Origin of the sequence: Nocardia brasiliensis, assembly GCF_011801125.1 — a bacterium.
In the GTDB taxonomy this organism is placed as follows: domain Bacteria; phylum Actinomycetota; class Actinomycetes; order Mycobacteriales; family Mycobacteriaceae; genus Nocardia; species Nocardia brasiliensis_C.
Genome location: NZ_CP046171.1, coordinates 1269925 through 1287070 on the forward strand (window position 1 = coordinate 1269925; position 17146 = coordinate 1287070).

The following is a 17146-nucleotide window of genomic DNA, read 5'->3' on the forward strand; positions in this document are numbered from 1 at the left end:
TCCGGGCCGTTCTCTTAGTAGCGGGGACAGGATTTGAACCTGCGACCTCTGGGTTATGAGCCCAGCGAGCTACCGAGCTGCTCCACCCCGCGTTGGGTATCTGCAACCTTACACACCATGGGGGCGGATGTGAAAACGCCTGGTGAGAGTGGGTTGGGTGCGGGGTGTTGGCGGGTGGCGGGGGTGGGGTGAGTGATGTGGATCATGGTGATGGCGGGTTACCTGGGACGGGATGTCAGAGCTATCGTGACTACTTCGCATTGCGTAGTTTCTTGGGCGGGAGCACCGCCGCGGTCCGGGGATGAGAACGACCGCTGACAACAGATTGTGAACTCCCTCTTCTGATTTCAGGAGGCGCTGATGGCGCTGACTATTCGGCAATCCGGAAAACGCGCACAGCAGAGCGCCGTGGTGACGGCTCGACCGGACAATCCGGGCGGATTCACCCATCGGCAGGTGCTGATCATCCTGAGCGGCCTGGTGCTCGGGATGTTCATGGCGGCCCTGGATCAGACCATCACGGCGACCGCGGTGCGGACCATCGCCGACGACCTGTCCGGTTACTCGTTGCAGGCGTGGGTCACCACCGCGTATCTGATCACCGCGACCCTGACCACGCCGCTGTACGGGAAATTGTCGGATATGTACGGCCGCAGGCCTTTTCTGCTCGCCGCGATCGTGATCTTCGTCGGCGGCTCGTTGCTGTGCACGGTCGCGCAATCGATGTACGAGCTGGCGGTGTTCCGGGCGATCCAGGGTGTCGGCGCGGGTGGGCTGATGTCGCTGGCCTCGGCGGTGCTCGGGGATATCGTGAGTCCGAGGGAGCGGGCGAGGTATCAGGGTCACTTCTTGGCGACCTGGGCGCTGGCCAGCGTGATCGGTCCGGTGCTCGGCGGCGTCTTCGCGGGGCAGCACAGCATTCTCGGCGTAACGGGCTGGCGCTGGGTCTTTTTGGTGAACGTGCCGGTGGGCCTGATCGCGCTGGTGGTGGTGTATCGCGTGGTGCGGATCCCTCGGGTGAACCAGGGGCGGGTCGCGGTGGACTGGTTGGGCACCGCCGCGTTCGCGATCGGCATCACGCCCATCCTGATCGTCGCCGAACAGGGACGGAGCTGGGGTTGGACCAGTGCGGGCGCGGTGAGCTGCTACCTGATCGGTGCGCTCGGTGTGATCGCGTTCGTCGCCATCGAGGCCAGGATGGGTGACGCCGCGTTGATTCCGTTGCGGCTGTTCCGAAATCGCACGTTCGCGATGGGTGTCGCGATCGCGCTGGTGGTCGGTGCCGCGCTGTTCGGCGGGATCATTCTCGTTCCGCAGTACCTTCAGGTGGTGCGTGGCGCCAGTCCGGTCGCGGCGGGGTTGCAGCTGTTGCCGATGGTGGTCGGGCTGCTGGTCGGCTCGGCGGTGTCCAACCGGCTGATCAGCAGGACCGGGCGCTATCGCATATTCCCGATCGCGGGCACCGCGGCGGTCGCGCTCGGCCTGTTCCTGTTCCACTATCTGACGCCGGACACGCCGCTGTGGCGCACCATGATCTTCATGGCGATCACCGGGATCGGCCTCGGAAACCTGTTGCAGCCCATCACTTTGGCGATTCAGAACGCCGCCGCGCCCGCGGACATGGGGGTGTCCAGCGCGGCCGCGACGTTCTTCCGGCAGGTCGGCGGCACGCTGGGGGTCGCGGCCCTGCTGTCGACGCTGTTCGGCCTGCTGCCGTCGCGGGTGGACGCGGCCGTCACGTCGGCGGGTACCGACCCGGCCTACCGGCAGGCAGTGGTGGCGGGGCTGCACAGCGCCAACCCGGCCGATGTCGCGTTCGCGCAGGGGCTTGCCCGCCACGATCCCGCGGCGGTGCAGCGGATCTTCGACGACAGCTCGCTCATTCAGCGGCTGGATCCGACCTTGGCCGCCCCCTTGCAGACCGGCTTTGCCGACGCCATGTCGACGGTCTATCTGGTGTCCGCGGGCCTCGCCGTGCTCGCTCTGGTGCTGGTGCTGTGCTGGAAGGAGATCCCGCTACGCGAGTCCGGCGGTCTGGACCGGTAAACGAGGGATTTCTGCAATTGCAATATGTGCACGGTGTTGCACCGCGTTAACTGTGTGTTGATTGCGGGGGCGACTTCTGCTGTGCGAGTGTGCGGAAATATTTCTAGGGGTGGATTGTTTGACCGTTTCGCGAGGTCGAATATTTCCGATTCGCCGGTTGCAGGAAAGGTCCCGGGCGGGATAAATACGACAACAAAGGTAATAGCAGTTGTGCATCATCCCAAGTGATCGGGGATGTTTTAGGCACTGTTCTAACCGGTCATTGGCCTATTTCCGTAAAGAAACCGTAATGTCTTGTGAGGTGGACTACACCGCCTTGAATAGCTATAGCTACGGGTTCACTGTATTCGGTATCAGGTGTCGCATGACGGTCTGTAGACCCGACGGAAAACGGTCGAGTGCGCACGGTCGGTATCAGGCAATTGAAGGGAACGGTGGCCTCATGGTTGAGTTGCTCGACGCGATGGCCGTAGAGGAAATCGACACGAACTATTTCCGCGGTAAGCGCCAGCACCGCACCGCGCTCATGCGCACCTTCGGCGGGGAGGTGGCGGCCCGAGCACTGGCGGCGGGGTCGACCGGGATGCCCGCGCAGTTCATCGTGCATTCGATCCACGGGTACTTCGTTCGCCCGACCACACCGGAGGTTCCGCTCGACTATCACGTCGACACGGTCAAGCTCGGACGGTCGTTCGGGGTGCGCCGGATCAGGGCGGTGCAGCGGGGTAAGGAGACGTTCCTGATGGTCGCCTCGTATCACGTGGGCGATCGCGGTGTGCGGCACGCCGACCCGTGCCCGGACGCGCCGGACCCGGAGGCGCTGCCGCGCATCGGCGCCGGCGACGCGGGCAACGAGTGGGAGGGCTGGGACATTCGCCGGGTGCCCGACGGCCCGACAAGCGCAGCGCGCCAGCAGGTTTGGCTGCGCTACACCGGTGAGCTGCCGCCCTGCACGGTGACCCACAGCTGCGCGCTGACCTACGCCAGCGACATGACGCTGCTCGGCGCGGCGGTCGCGCCGTATCCCGGCATCGCCATCCAGACCGCCGCGCTCGACTACTCGATCTGGTTCATGCGCCCGTGCCGGGTCGACGATTGGCTGCTGTACGACGAGATCTCGCCGTCGGCCGACGGCGGCCGGGCCTTCACCCAGGGCCGGATCTTCAGCAGGGACGGCCAATTGGTCGCGATGGTCGCGCAGGAGCGGATGCTGCGGTTGGCCGAGCCGGAGTTCGATACCGGGCTCGCCGCGAAGGCGGCGTCCTGATGTCCCCGGTGTACGTCGGTCTCACCGACAAGGCGTTCCTGCGATTCCACCACGGCCACGGCGTGCCGGTGATCAGCCAGACCATCGCGGTGCTGGAGCATCGGCTCTCCGACGAGCAGTTGCGTTCGATGTACGAGATCCTGTGCGCGGGCCCCGGCACGCGGCGGGTGCACCGGCCCGCCGTGCCGTTCGCGCGCTGGCGCTGGGTACCGGCACAGGACTCGCTGCCGCTGAGCGTCGACCTGGCCGCCATCGACGAGAACGACGTGCTGGCCTGGGCGAACACCCAGGCGCAGTACCCGCTCGACCCCGAAAACGGTTACGGCTGGCGGATGTCGGCGGTGCCGACGCGGTCCGGCGGCATGGTGTGGTCGGTCATCGCCTCGCACGCCATCGCCGATGGGCACGCGGGGTTGATGGCGATGGCCGCGCTGGTGCACCCTGAACTCGCCAGCACGGCGGCGCTCGGCGCGGTCATCGATCGGCGCGGCGACCTGCGGGACGGATTGCGCCGCAGTGTCGCGGTCGCGCGCGGCGTCGCGACCGAAGCGCGCCGGATGGTCCGTGATCCGGCGCACCGCACGGCGGTGCGCCGGGCGTTGACCGCACGCGAACCGGCGCCCGCGGGTGAGCCGCTCGGCTGGCGCGAGGGCTCCGTTGTCGTGACTTTCGATGCGGCGCAATGGAATGCGCGCGCGGCCCAGCGTGGCGGATCGCCCAACACGCTGTACCTCGCACTGGTGGCCGACCTGTTGCGGCACTGCTCGCTGGTGGGTCCCGATGGCGCGCTGGTGCTGCTGACGGCGGTGCGGATTCTGCGCGAGCAGGACCAAGCCGACTCGAATTCCTTTGCGCGCGTGCCGATCGTGGTGGATCCGGCGTGGCTGGACAGCGGCGATCTCACGCCGTTGCGGATGGCGAGCAAGGCCGCGTTCGCCAACGTCCACGACGTGGGCTCCGGCTCGATCTCGCGCCCGAGGAACATGCCCGCCGACCTGATCGACGTGCTGCCCGAAGGCCTGGTCGAGCGGCTCGCCGAGCCCTCGCCGATCACCGTCGGCATGTGCTCCAACATGGGCGTTGTCGATTCGTTCGTGCCGACCGCGATGCGGCAGGGCGCGAATCCGTCGATGTTCATGATGCGCGGGGTGTTCCAAGGCATCGACGCGCCACGCGCTGACCGGCAGCCGATCGCGCTCGCGACCTGGTTCTCCCAGTTCGACGGGAAGATCCAGTGGGTGCTGGAGAGCCTCAAGCCGGAAATGGCGCACTCCGACGAGGAATTGGTGTTCCTGGCGCGGCTGATAGCCGAGAGCTGGGATCTCGAACCCCTGCACGTCACCAGTGGTGACGGCAACCGCCGCACGACCTACAGGAAGTTCTCATGACCAAGCCACTGATCAGACTCGGCGCCGAGTTCTTGTACAACCCCTATCCCGTCTACGACGAACTGCGTGCGCAGGGACCGGTCCATCACGTGCTGCTGCCCAACGGGCTGTCCACCTGGCTGGTCGTCGACTACCAACTCGGGCGCGCGGTGCTCGCCGACGACCGGGTCAGGAAGGACGCGGCCAGCATCGCGCCGATCACGACCCGCCTGCGCGGCGAGACCGACGGGATGACCGCGGTGAGCACCGACCTGTGGAAGCACATGCTCAGCTCGGACCCGCCGGACCACACCCGGCTGCGCAGGCTGGTCAGCAAGGCCTTCACCGCGCGCACGGTCGACCAATTGCACCCGCGGATCGAGGCATTGGCCGATGAACTGCTCGACCGGATGGCCGGAACGGACGAGGTCGACCTGATCGAGGGCTACGCGCTCCCGATCCCGATCACGGTGATCTGCGAGCTGTTCGGGGTGCCGGAGGCCGACCGGAACCGGTTCCGCGAGCTCTCGACCACGATGACGGCGACGTCGGCGGAGAATGTCGAGGATCCCGACGCGGCCGACTCACCGTTCTACGCCACCGCCGCCCAGCGCGCCGCGGCGAGTGTCGAGTTGGCCACCTATCTGATCGGGTTGATCGCCGAACGCGGCAAGGATCTGGGCGATGATCTGCTGTCCCAGCTGATCCTGGCCAATCACGAGGGCGACAAGCTCAGCGATCAGGAACTCATCGCCATGCTGTTCCTGATCCTGGTGGCCGGGCACGAGACGACGGTGAACCTGATCGGCAACGGGCTGCTCGCCGTGTTGCGTGATCGGGCGCTGTACGAGGAACTCACGGCCGCCCCCGAACAGATCCCGGCCGCGATCGAGGAATTCCTGCGCTACGAGAGCCCGGTCCACGTGTCCACGCTGCGCTACACCGCGGAGCCGATCACGTTGGCGGGCATCGACATTCCGGCCGACGAGCTGATCTCGGTGTCGTTGCTCGCGGCCAATCACGACCCCGGCCAGTTCGCGCGGCCAGACGACATCCGGATCGGGCAGACCACCAAGGGCGGGCATCTGGCGTTCGGGCACGGCATCCACTACTGTGTCGGCGCGCCGCTCGCCCGGCTTGAGGCGCGGCTCGCGTTCGAGAAGATCCTGACCAGGTATCCGAACATGCGCCTCGCCGAGCCGGTGCGCTGGCGGCCGAGCAGCACCTTCCGCGGCGTGCAGGCACTGACCGTCGTGGTCGAATGACTGTGCCGCACAGGCAGATCCGCCGCGGCCGGGTGGTCGATGCCGGCCACCCGGCCGCGGCGGCGCCCTGTGATATCAGGACGGCGATCTTCGCTCAGCCGAACTTGATCCCTTGTGCCAGTGGCAGTTCGGCGGAGTAGTTAATCGTATTGGTGGCCCGGCGCATGTACGCCTTCCAGGAATCCGAGCCGGATTCCCGTCCGCCGCCGGTCTGCTTCTCACCGCCGAACGCGCCGCCGATCTCGGCGCCGGAGGTGCCGATGTTGACGTTGGCGATACCGCAGTCCGAACCGTCCGCGGCGAGGAAGCGTTCGGCCTCGCGCTGGTCGGTGGTGAACACGGCCGACGATAGTCCCTGCGGCACCGCGTTGTGCAGGGCGATCGCGCTGTCGAAGTCGTCGTAGGTCAGCACGTACAGGATCGGCGCGAAGGTCTCCTCGCGCACCACCGCCGTCTGCGCGGGCATCCGTACGATCGCCGGGCGCACGTAGTACGCGTCCTCGCCGAAGCCGTCGACTCGTTCACCGCCGCAGATCAGTTCGCCGCCGTCGGCCAGCGCCCGGTCCAGCGCGGCGCGCATGCCCGCGTAGGCGCGGCCGTCGATCAGCGGGCCGACGAGCACGCCGTCCTCGAGCGGATTGCCGACGCGCAGTTGCCGATAGGCGCTCTCGATCCGCTCGACCAGTGCCCCGACCACATCGGTGTGCACGATCAACCGGCGCAGGGTGGTGCACCGCTGGCCCGCGGTGCCCGCCGCGGCGAACACGATGCCGCGCGCGGCGAGCTCCAGATCCGCTGAGGGCGTGACGATCGCGCCGTTGTTGCCGCCCAGCTCCAGCAGGCAGCGACCGAACCGCTCGGCCACCCGCGGCGCGACGATGCGGCCCATCCGCACCGAACCGGTGGCGCTCACCAGCGCGACCCGCTCGTCGTCGACCAGCCGCGCGCCGACCTCGGCCGCGCCCTGGATCAGTTGGTGCACTTCGGGATCCGCGCCGACGTCGCGTGCCGCGCGGCGCAGCAGGGTGTGGCAGGCCAGCGCGGTGAGCGGGGTGGTCTCCGAGGGCTTCCACACCACCGTGTCGCCGCAGACCAGCGCGATCGCGGTGTTCCACGCCCAGACCGCGACCGGGAAGTTGAACGCCGAGATGACCCCTACGACACCGAGCGGGTGCCAGGTCTCCATCAGCCGGTGGCCGGGGCGCTCGGAGGGCATCGTCTGCCCGTACAGCTGCCGGGACAGACCGATCGCGAACTCGCAGACGTCGATCATCTCCTGCACTTCACCCGCGGCCTCGGCGCCGATCTTGCCCGCCTCCAGCGTGACGAGCTCGGCGAGTTCGCTCTTGTGGGTGGTGAGCAGCTCGCCGAGCCTGCGCACCAGCGCGGCCCGGACCGGGGCGGGGACCGTGCGCCAGGCGCCGAAGGCCGTGGCGGCCCGCTCGATCGCGGCATCGACCTCGTCCAGCGAGCTGGCTCGCAGGGTCAGCAGCTGAGTGCCGGTGATCGGGCTGCGTGCGGGCAGTTCGCCGGGTTCGGGGGATTCGACGCCGAGTCCGCGCAGCACCGCCGCGGCCCGCTGCGCGAGTTCCTGAGTGGTCTGGTCGCCGAGCGCGGCTTCGTTGGTCCGCGACTCGGAAGCGCTCTGCACATCTGTCATCTGTTGCTCCGCCGTACCTTTCGGCCGCATTGCGGCATATCTGTCCCATGTCTTGGGAGGATCGGGGTGAGGTTTCTGCCACGAGCCGGGTCGCCTGGTTTACCCTTCGCTGATGGCGGATACACCGGCAAGACCAGTACTCGACGACATAGATCGCCTGCTGATTCGTGAATTGATGGCCGATGGACGCGCCACGTTGTCGAATCTGGCCGAGAAGGCGAGCCTGTCGGTTTCCGCCGTGCAGTCGCGGGTGCGCAGGTTGGAAGCGCGCGGCGTGATCCGCGGGTACACGGCGCACGTCGACCCCGAGGCGCTCGGCCAGCTGTTGTCGGCATTCGTCGCGATCACTCCTCTCGACCCGTCGCAGCCGGATGATGCCCCGGCAGTGTTGCAGCACATCCCCGGGATCGAGGCGTGCCACTCGGTGGCAGGCGACGAGAGCTACATGCTGTTGGTCAGGGTGGCCTCGCCGCGGCACCTCGAGCAGCTGCTGCAGGAGATCAGGGCGACCGCCAACGTCAGGACTCGAAGCACCATCATCCTGCAGACATTCTATGACAGGTAGGACTTACGTGTAATTAATCCGCTTTCCTGTACAGATTCCGTAAATTTTCGTACCCTCGATGGTGTGACCATCGAACTGGAACGCACCCGCCCGGCGGTCACCCCCGCCGCCCGAGTGCATGAGATCTTGTCGGCCAGCATCCTCGCCGATGGCTTCGAACTAGTCCTCGACCTACAGAAGTCCCGCGGCTGCCGGCTCGTCGACGAGCGCGACGGCAGCTCCTACCTCGACATGTTCGGCTTCTTCGCCTCCAACGCCCTGGGGATGAATCACCCCGCGTTGGCCGAGGACGCCGAGTTCCGCGAACAGATCGCGACCGCCGCGATCAACAAACCGAGCAACTCCGACATCTACACCGTCGAGATGGCCCGCTTCGTGCAGACCTTCGTGCGGGTGCTGGGCGACCCCCGGCTGCCGCACCTGTTCTTCATCGACGGCGGCGGCCTCGCCGTGGAGAACGCGCTCAAGATCGCGTTCGACTGGAAGAGCAGGCACAACGAGACGCACGGCCGCGCACCGGAACTGGGCACCAAGGTGCTGCATCTGACCGGTGCGTTCCACGGCCGCACCGGGTACACCATGTCGCTGACCAACACCGATCCGGTGAAGGTCGCGCGGTTCCCCAAGTTCGACTGGCCGCGCATCGAGGCGCCGTACCTGAGCGAGGCGCACGACATCGACGAGGTGGAGGCGCGGGCGCTGGACCAGGCGCGTCGCGCGTTCGCCGAAAACCCGCACGACATAGCGTGTTTCATCGCCGAGCCGATCCAGGGTGAGGGCGGCGACCGGCATCTGCGTCCGCAGTTCCTGCAGGCGATGCAGCAGCTCTGCCACGACAACGACGCGCTGTTCGTGCTCGACGAGGTGCAGACCGGGGTCGGCATGACCGGAACCACCTGGGCCTACCAGCAACTCGGCGTGCGGCCCGACATCGTCGCCTTCGGCAAGAAGACCCAGGTGTGCGGTGTCATGGCGGGCGGGCGCGTCGACGAGGTGCCCGACAACGTGTTCGTGGTGAACTCCAGGATCAACTCGACCTGGGGTGGCAACCTCACCGACATGGTGCGGGTGCGCCGCATTCTCGAAGTGCTGGAACAGGATTCGCTGGTAGAGCGGTCCAAGGAGCTCGGCGCGCATCTGCTGGATCGGCTGCGGTCGCTGGCCGCGCGCCACGCGAGCATCAGCGAGCCGCGCGGTCGCGGCCTGATGTGCGCGATCACCGTCTCCTCGGTGGCGCTGCGCGACGAGGTGCTCACCGCGCTGCGCGAGCAAGAGCGGGTGCTGATCCTCGGCACCGGCGAGCGCGGCATCCGGTTCCGCCCGCCGCTGACCGTCTCCGCCGCCGAACTGGACGAGGCGGTCGACGCGCTGGACCGGGTACTCGACCGGCTCGGCTGACAGGACTTCGCACACCTCGCCGGAATCCGGTCCGTGCGTCGCCACGGGCGGGTTGCAGTGTGACGACTCGGCGAGGTGTGCGAACACCCCTCAGTCGGTGCGCGGGCGTAAGCCGAGCGCACCCTCGATGAACCGCCGCACGGCGCTCATTCCGGCATCGAGCGCCTGTTCATGGCCGGGACGCGCCCAGCCGGTGAGTTTCGCGGTGCCGTCCGGCGCCGGGGTGGCGCCCACCTCGGCGACCAATTCGGCGGTGGTCGGTTCGCACACCGCCCAGGAGAAGTGGGATTCCTGAACCCAGCCCGCGAACCGCAGCGCGACGTAGCCGGGGTCGGTGATGCCGCCCTGGGCGAGGGCGGGCCGATCGTCGATGCGGTCGTCGGCGCGCAGTGCGCGCAGATACCAAGTGCCCGCGTTGATTTCGATCGGTTCCATCCGGGTCCGCGCTCCTCGGCGATATGCGGCGACACCCCCTCGGCGCCGCGCGATACATCGAGGCTATCGGTCGGCTTCGTGCCCGATGCGGCCGTCCCGCGATACCGGCCGCGATCTTCCTCGGATCGGGTTATCGCGCCGACGATGCGTGGGCCGCCCGCGACAATCGCGCTACGCTCGTTCGCATTCCGCGGCGCTTAGCCGCCCTGCCGCGAAATGATCGCCAGAGGCGCCGCGCCGCATCCTCGCGCTCCGCGGTACCGATACGTATTTCGGGTAGCTCCTCGATGAGGAAAGGCCAGCGGGAGGTTCCATTCATGGGTGTGACGTGGTTCGGCCACTATCGCCTCGATCGATTGCTCGGCAGCGGCGGCACCGGACAGGTGTGGCTGGCCTACGACACCACGGCCGCGCGGTCCGTCGCGCTGAAGGTGCTTTCGACCACCTACGCCGACGAACCGACCTACCGGCGGCGGTTCACCAGGGAAGCGCGCTTGGCCGCGCAGGTGCGCGGACCGCATTCGGCGGCGATCCACGCCTTCGGCGAACTCGATGGGCGGCTCTATCTCGCCATGGAATTCGTCGCGGGTGTCGACTTGGCCGCGCTGCTCCAGCGGGAAGGACCCATGTCGCCCGCGCGGGCGGTGCGGATCGTGGTACAGGTCGCGCAGGCTCTCGATGACGCGCACCGGGTCGGGCTGGTGCATCGGGACGTCAAGCCGTCCAACATCATGCTGGGCCCGGACGACCACGTGCGTCTGATCGACTTCGGCACGGCGTATCGGGTAGACCAGCCCGCGTTGACGACGAGCAGCAATGTGGTCGGCACGCTGGCCTATATGGCGCCGGAACGGTTCTCCGGCGCCGGTGACGCGCGCTCGGACCAGTACTCGCTGGCCTGCGTGCTCTACGAATGTCTCACCGCGCGAAGGCCGTTCGGCAACGCCGACGCCGCACAGTCGTTGCTCGCCCACCTGATGACCGAGCCGCCGCTTGCCGCGGACCTCAATCCCGCGGTGCCCGCCGCGCTCGACGCGGTGATCGCGCGGGGGATGGCGAAGGTGCCCGAGCTGCGCTGCGCGAGCGCCGGCGAACTGGCGGCCGCCGCGTATGCCGCGGTGACCGGGCTCGATGTACCGACCGTGGAGACCGCGGCCGTGGTGCGGCCCGCGACAACCGCACCGGCCCAACCGTTTCGGCCCACCGAGCCGTCGATCACGCTGCCGGGTACCAAGCCGGAGCGGCTCGCCGTCGACCGCGGCGCCAGCGCCTCGGCCGATCCGGCTCCGAATGTGCCACGGCGGGAAGCGAACTCGCGGGTCGCCGCCGCGGTGCTGGGCGCCCTCGTGGTCACGGTAGGAGTGGTGCTCTGGCTGGGGCAGTCGCTGGAACGGGAAAAGGGTTCGGCCGCAGGATCATCGGTGCTGCTGACGACCACCGCCGCGGCGGAGCCCGCACCCACCGCCGCGGTCCCGGCGTCGGTGCCGGAACTCGGGCCGAGCGCCGCTGCGCCCGCCGCTTGGCAGCCCTGCGACCCCGCTGTCGACGCGCGCGGCGTGGCGGCGGACGGGCAGTCGCTGCGGTGCCTGCCCACACTCGGCAGCACGGCGAGCTGGATTCCGGCGGGGCAGGCCGCCGCGGTGCCGAAGCCGGATGCGGCGGAACCGAAGCGGCCGGATGCGGCGAAGCCGAAGCGGGGTGGGCCCGGTGCGGCGGCTGGGGTCGGCAACGGAAACAGCGGGCACGGTGGCGGGCCTCGAAACGCCAATGGCAACGACGTGGGGCCTGGACCTGGCACCGGCCCCGGGCCTGGACCTGGCCCCGGACCCGGGAACAGCGCCGGGCGTGGGAAGCACGGAAACGACAGGTAGCGCACCTCGGCGGGCGAGCGTGGTGGCGGTCATGGCGGCCGCGGTGCCCGACCCGGATGTCGTTCGCGACACACTGGCCGGGGTGCCGGGGCGGGGTTACGCTGCGAGGGAGGTTGGGTCCTTTGGTATTTGCGGCTCGAACAGGTCTTTTCCGGTGTCGCCGCAGATCATCGGGGCCGGCGGGCCGAGCCTGGACAAGTCGACGGTGACTGGAGGTTCGCGATGGGGGAGGTGCGATTCGGGGGATACCGGCTGGAGCGGTTGCTCGGCCGGGGTGGCATGGGCCAGGTCTGGCTGGCCTACGACGAGGCCGGTGCGCGATGGGTCGCGCTGAAGCTGTTGCCCACCGAACTCGCCGCGGACGCGAGCTATCGCAAGCGGTTCGAGCGCGAGGCCGAGGTGGTGTCGAAGCTGCGTGACCCGCGCATTCCCCGCATCCACCGCTTCGGGGAGATCGACGGCAGGCTCTTCATCGACATGGAGTTCGTCGAGGGCGCGGATCTGGCGGCGATGATCGCGGCTGGGGCGTTGGGGCCCGCGACGGCAGTGGGCATCGTCGGGCAGGTCGCGGTCGCGCTGGACGCGGCGCACCGGGCCGGGCTGGTGCATCGGGATGTCAAACCGTCGAACATCGTGGTGCACGCGGGCGGGTTCGCGTATCTGATCGACTTCGGCATCGCGCACGGCATCGGGCAGACCGCGGTGACCACCACCGGGCTGGCCATCGGCACCCTGGCCTATATGGCGCCGGAACGGTTCACTGGCACGGCGGACGCCCGCTCCGACGTGTACTCGCTGGCCTGCGTCCTCTACGAATGTCTGACCGGTGCCCGCCCCTACGGGGACACCGACCCCGCCCGGCAGATGCACGCGCACCTGATGACCGAACCGCCGCGCGCCAGAATCCACAACTCCGCCGTCCCGGTCGCGCTCGACGACGTCATCGCCCGCGGCATGGCCAAGAACCCCGCCGACCGCTACCCGAGCGCAGGCGATTTCGCCGTCGCCGCCAACGCGGCGATCGGAATCCGCCACCTTCTGCTACCCCAACCACCCCCGGGCTCCGCGCACCCAACCGCGGTGCTGCCGCACGACGGCCCGACCCCCACCCGCATCGACGAGCACCGGACAGCGCCACCGCCCGCAGTCGGTTCCCTCGGGCCTCGCCTTGGTGAGTCGGCGGGAAGTGCTGGTGCGCAGCGACGTTCACCGACTCGGGTGATGCCGTCGACATCGACCGGTGCGGCCGCATTCTTCGGCGGCTACCCGGCGGGAAGTGGCGAAGGTGCGGACGTCCCTGGGGCGAAACGACTTTCGCCGACCAAGGTGATGCCGGAGCCTGGGCCCGCGCCGACGTTGGTGGCGACTCGGCTTGCCGAGGCGGCGCCGTCGCAGCGGCCGGGGAGTGGACTGCCTGGTGCGCAGTCGCCGAGTTCGGTTGCGGGCAAGGGGTTTGGGGCCGGTGTGGCGGGGAGTGTCGGGCCGCAGGCACGTGCGGTGTCGCCCCGGTCGTTGGCGGCAAAGGTGGGGCTTGCTCGCTCTGTGCCGGGAAGCGTTGTGCCGCAAGATCGTCCGGAGACAGCGGCGCGGCCGCCGGTGGTGTCGTCGGGGTATCCCGTCGGGTACGGGCGCAAAGTCTTTCCGGCTCCCGCGAAACCGCCGAAGTACGCGAAGGCGGGGCGTCGCCCGGCGGCGGCTCGGCCGCGACGGCGCAAGCGCGGCGGTTTCGTCTCGAAGGTCGTCGGCGCGTTGGTCGTGGTCTTCCTGACTCCGTTCCTGCTCGCGGCGGGCTGTGTCGCGTTGCTCGCGGCGGGCAGCCGGGTGACCGATTCCGGCGGTAGCACCGCCGCGCCGTCGCCACCGACCGCCGTGGCCGAGGAGAATCCTGGACCGCCGCCGGAACAGCCCGACCAGCCACTACCCGCCGCGGCGGGAACCCCGGTGCGCGACGGCAAGTTCGAGTTCGCCGTGCGCGATGTCGACACCGGGGTGCGGCGGGTCGGCCTGCAGCAGGCCGCCGGTTCGTTCGTGGTGGTCACGCTCGCGGTGCGCAACATCTCCGACGAGGCGAAGTGGTTCCTCCCGTTCGGGCAGCGACTGTTCGACGCGGCGGGCACCGCGTTCGACCACAACGCCACCGCCACCATGTGGCAGGTCGCGCAGCACAGCTACGACTACTCGTTCGAGCTGGCACCCGGTCAGTCGGCAACCACCCAACTGGTCTTCGACATCCCGGCCGAATCCACCCCGGCCCACCTGGAACTACACGACTTCGTCCTCTCCAACGGCGTCGCCGTCCAACTGCCCTGACCTGAACGACCTCTTCCGCCGTGCGAGCACGTTCGGTCCGCGTTAGTCGGGTTGGGCGCGGTCAGCAGGAGTTCAGGCGACCCGTAGGTTGTCCGCGAAGACGGCGTGCACCGCGTTGCGGCCGATCTCGAGCGCCTTCGCGAGCAGGCCGACGTCGCGGGCGGCGCTGTCCACGTCGGGGGAGCCGAGGGGTGGATGGATCTGCAGGACGGCCTCGCCGCGGTCGGCGAGTGCCCGGTCCTCGATCGCCTGCTGGTGCGGACGCTGGATCCAGGCGCGGTAGGCGCCGGGGGCGACGGCGCGCAGATAGCCGCCGCCGACCACCCGGTGCAGCAGCGAGGCGGGCGGGCGATGCTCGTCGACCCGGCGGGTGCGCAACACCAGCGCGTGCGTGGCACCGGCGCGCACCGCGGTGCGGATCGGGACGGTTTCGGTGAGACCTCCGTCGAAATACTGTGCGCCGCCAAGCCGTATCGGCGGACCGGCCAGCAGGGGTAGTCCGGCGGACGCGCGGATCGCGGCCATCAGGGTGTGCTTGTCGACGATGTGCGGGTGCAGGTCCACCGCCTGTCCGGTCTGGATGTCGGTGGCGATGGGGTGAAAAGTCGTGGGGTTGGCCAGAATTGCCGGAAAATCCATGGGCTCGATGCCGTCGTAGACCTGATGCACCAGGTAGCGCAGGTCGAAAGCCGGTCTGCCGCGCAGCATCCGAGCCGGATCGATGGCGCGGCGCATGATGTCCGGGTCGGTCCAGGAGCGCATGCCCGCCACGGCGCGCCCGCAGAGCAGCCACGCGGCGTTGATCGCGCCGGCCGAGGTGCCGTAGACCGCGTCGAAGACCGCGGCGAGGCCGAGCTCCTCCAGCGCGGACACCATGCCGCTGGAGTAGACGCCGCGGCTGCCGCCGCCCTCGATGACGAGCACCAGCCGATTGCCGTCGGCGCGGCTCCCCGCGGCGCGACGGGCGCGGATCAGCTCGGCGACGACGGAGACGCTCGTACTGGTCACCGGACCACGATACGACAGAGCGGGCGCGGGCGGCATGGCCCAGCGCCCGCTCGAAGCGGTGTTCGCCGTTCGTTTACGCGAGCACCACTCGTGCTCGCCCAGTGTTCGGAACGGTTTACTTGATCTCGGCGAGAACGGTGCCCTGGGTGATCGCGGCGCCTGCCTCGACCGCAAGACCGGTGACCACGCCCGCCTTGTGCGCGTTGACCGGGTTCTCCATCTTCATGGCCTCGAGCACCACGATCAGGTCACCCGCCTCGACGGTCTGGCCCTCTTCGACGGCGACCTTCACCACGGTGCCCTGCATGGGCGCGGTGACCGCGTCACCGGAGGCCGCGCCGCCGCCCGCGCCACCACGCTTGCGCGGCTTCGGCTTCTTGCGCACGACGCCGTTGCCCGCGGCGGTCCCGCCGCCACCGAGGCTGAACTGACCGGGCAGCGACACCTCGACGCGACGACCGCCGACCTCGACGACCACCTTCTGCCGGGGCAGGCTCTCGTCCTCCTCGGCCGGGGCGCCCGCGGTGTACGGCTCGACGGTGTTGGTCCACTCGGTTTCGATCCACTTGGTGTAGACGTCGAACTTCTCGCCGTCACCGATGAATGCCGGATCGTCGACGATCGCGCGGTGGAACGGGATGACCGTGGCCAGACCCTCGACCTGGTACTCGGCCAGCGCGCGCCGGGCCCGCTCGAGTGCCTGGGTGCGGTTCTCGCCGGTGACGATCAGCTTGGCCAGCATCGAGTCGAACTGTCCGCCGATCACGCTGCCCTCGACCACGCCGGAGTCCACGCGCACGCCGGGGCCGGTGGGCTCGCGGTACACCGAGACCGGGCCGGGGGCGGGCAGGAAGCCGCGACCGGCGTCCTCACCGTTGATGCGGAACTCGAAGGAGTGCCCGCGCGGGGCCGGATCTTCCTTGATGGTCAGCTCTTCGCCGTTGGCGATGCGGAACTGCTGGCGCACCAGGTCGATGCCCGCGGTCTCCTCGGTGACCGGGTGCTCGACCTGCAGGCGGGTGTTGACCTCGAGGAAGGACACCGTGTCGCCCTGCACCAGGTATTCGACCGTGCCCGCGCCGTAGTAACCGGCTTCCTTGCAGATGGCCTTGGCCGAGGCGTGGATCTTCGCGCGCACCTCGTCGGACAGGAACGGCGCGGGCGCCTCCTCGACCAGCTTCTGGAACCGGCGCTGCAGCGAGCAGTCGCGGGTGCCAGCGACCACCACGTTGCCGTGCTTGTCGGCGATGACCTGAGCCTCGACGTGGCGGGCCTTGTCCAGGTACTGCTCGACGAAGCATTCGCCGCGACCGAACGCGGCGATCGCCTCGCGGGTGGCAGACTCGAACAGCTCGGGGATCTCCTCGATGGTGTGCGCGACCTTCATGCCGCGGCCACCGCCACCGAAGGCGGCCTTGATCGCGACGGGCACGCCGTACTGCTTGGCGAATTCGACGACCTCGTCGGCGTTCTTCACCGGGTCCTTGGTGCCCGCGGCCATCGGCGCGTTGGCGCGCTCGGCGATGTGCCGGGCGGTGACCTTGTCGCCGAGGTCGCGGATGGACTGCGGGGAGGGGCCGATCCAGATCAGCCCGGCGTCGAGCACGGCCTGGGCGAAGTCGGCGTTCTCGGAAAGGAAGCCGTAGCCGGGGTGGATCGCGTCGGCGCCGGAACGCGCGGCCGCGTCGAGAATCTTGTCGAACACGAGGTACGACTCGGCCGAGGTCTGGCCGCCGAGGGCGAAGGCTTCGTCCGCGAGCCGCACGAAGGGCGCGTCCGCATCGGGCTCCGCGTAGACCGCGACGCTGCCGATGCCTGCGTCCTTGGCCGCCCGGATCACGCGCACGGCTATCTCGCCTCGGTTAGCTACGAGTACCTTCGTGATCCGTGCGCTGGCGTGGCTGGGCACTGAGCCTCCTGTGTGCAATCTTTTTGGTCGCCCCGAGGTCGACAG

12 protein-coding genes and 1 tRNA gene are annotated in these 17146 nt (G+C 68.9%); 8 read left to right on the top strand and 5 right to left on the bottom strand.

Annotated elements, in window-relative coordinates:
* Nucleotides 1-18 precede the first annotated feature (18 nt).
* Nucleotides 19-92, bottom strand: a tRNA-Met gene (locus tag F5X71_RS05680).
* A gap of 268 nt (nucleotides 93-360) precedes the next feature.
* Between F5X71_RS05680 and F5X71_RS05685 the strand changes: the two genes are divergently transcribed.
* The 4 genes from F5X71_RS05685 to F5X71_RS05700 all read left to right on the top strand — a co-directional run bounded on the left by F5X71_RS05685 (nucleotide 361) and on the right by F5X71_RS05700 (nucleotide 5945).
* Nucleotides 361-2046: an MDR family MFS transporter gene (locus tag F5X71_RS05685; protein ID WP_167460979.1), complete on the top strand. Its 1686-nt coding sequence runs from the start codon at nucleotides 361-363 to the stop codon at nucleotides 2044-2046.
* A gap of 442 nt (nucleotides 2047-2488) precedes the next feature.
* A complete protein-coding gene (locus F5X71_RS05690; protein WP_167460980.1) occupies nucleotides 2489-3313 on the top strand; it encodes an acyl-CoA thioesterase in 825 nt (274 codons plus the stop codon).
* Entirely contained in the window at nucleotides 3313-4701 is a 1389-nt protein-coding gene (locus F5X71_RS05695; RefSeq protein ID WP_167460981.1) for a hypothetical protein, read from the top strand. The genes F5X71_RS05690 and F5X71_RS05695 overlap by 1 nt, the downstream gene beginning before the upstream one ends.
* On the top strand, nucleotides 4698-5945 hold the full coding sequence (locus tag F5X71_RS05700; RefSeq protein WP_167460982.1) for a cytochrome P450 family protein: 1248 nt from the start codon (nucleotides 4698-4700) through the stop codon (nucleotides 5943-5945). The genes F5X71_RS05695 and F5X71_RS05700 overlap by 4 nt, the downstream gene beginning before the upstream one ends.
* A 94-nt stretch (nucleotides 5946-6039) precedes the next feature.
* Here F5X71_RS05700 and amaB read toward each other — a convergent pair whose 3' ends face one another.
* A complete protein-coding gene (gene amaB / locus F5X71_RS05705; RefSeq protein ID WP_238815732.1) occupies nucleotides 6040-7605 on the bottom strand; it encodes an L-piperidine-6-carboxylate dehydrogenase in 1566 nt (521 codons plus the stop codon).
* 112 nt (nucleotides 7606-7717) lie between these two features.
* On the opposite strand from amaB, the gene F5X71_RS05710 reads away from it, so the two are divergent.
* A complete protein-coding gene (locus F5X71_RS05710; RefSeq protein ID WP_014981966.1) occupies nucleotides 7718-8170 on the top strand; it encodes an Lrp/AsnC family transcriptional regulator in 453 nt (150 codons plus the stop codon).
* A gap of 63 nt (nucleotides 8171-8233) precedes the next feature.
* On the top strand, nucleotides 8234-9568 hold the full coding sequence (gene lat / locus F5X71_RS05715; RefSeq protein WP_167460983.1) for an L-lysine 6-transaminase: 1335 nt from the start codon (nucleotides 8234-8236) through the stop codon (nucleotides 9566-9568).
* Nucleotides 9569-9658: 90 nt separating this feature from the next.
* Here the strand turns inward: lat and F5X71_RS05720 are convergent, their stop codons facing one another.
* On the bottom strand, nucleotides 9659-10003 hold the full coding sequence (locus F5X71_RS05720) for a hypothetical protein (protein WP_167460984.1): 345 nt from the start codon (nucleotides 10001-10003) through the stop codon (nucleotides 9659-9661).
* Between the two features lie 317 nt (nucleotides 10004-10320).
* Between F5X71_RS05720 and F5X71_RS05725 the strand changes: the two genes are divergently transcribed.
* Together F5X71_RS05725 and F5X71_RS05730 are read left to right on the top strand one after the other, a co-directional pair.
* Complete coding sequence (locus F5X71_RS05725; RefSeq protein ID WP_167460985.1) at nucleotides 10321-11874, top strand: serine/threonine-protein kinase; 1554 nt, start codon at nucleotides 10321-10323, stop codon at nucleotides 11872-11874.
* 222 nt (nucleotides 11875-12096) lie between these two features.
* Complete coding sequence (locus F5X71_RS05730; protein WP_167460986.1) at nucleotides 12097-14184, top strand: serine/threonine-protein kinase; 2088 nt, start codon at nucleotides 12097-12099, stop codon at nucleotides 14182-14184.
* 72 nt (nucleotides 14185-14256) lie between these two features.
* Here the strand turns inward: F5X71_RS05730 and F5X71_RS05735 are convergent, their stop codons facing one another.
* Nucleotides 14257-15192, bottom strand: a complete 936-nt coding sequence (locus tag F5X71_RS05735; protein WP_238815733.1) for a patatin-like phospholipase family protein — start codon at nucleotides 15190-15192, stop codon at nucleotides 14257-14259.
* A 115-nt stretch (nucleotides 15193-15307) separates the two neighbouring features.
* Entirely contained in the window at nucleotides 15308-17101 is a 1794-nt protein-coding gene (locus F5X71_RS05740; RefSeq protein WP_167460988.1) for an acetyl/propionyl/methylcrotonyl-CoA carboxylase subunit alpha, read from the bottom strand.
* Between the last annotated feature and the right edge of the window lie 45 nt (nucleotides 17102-17146).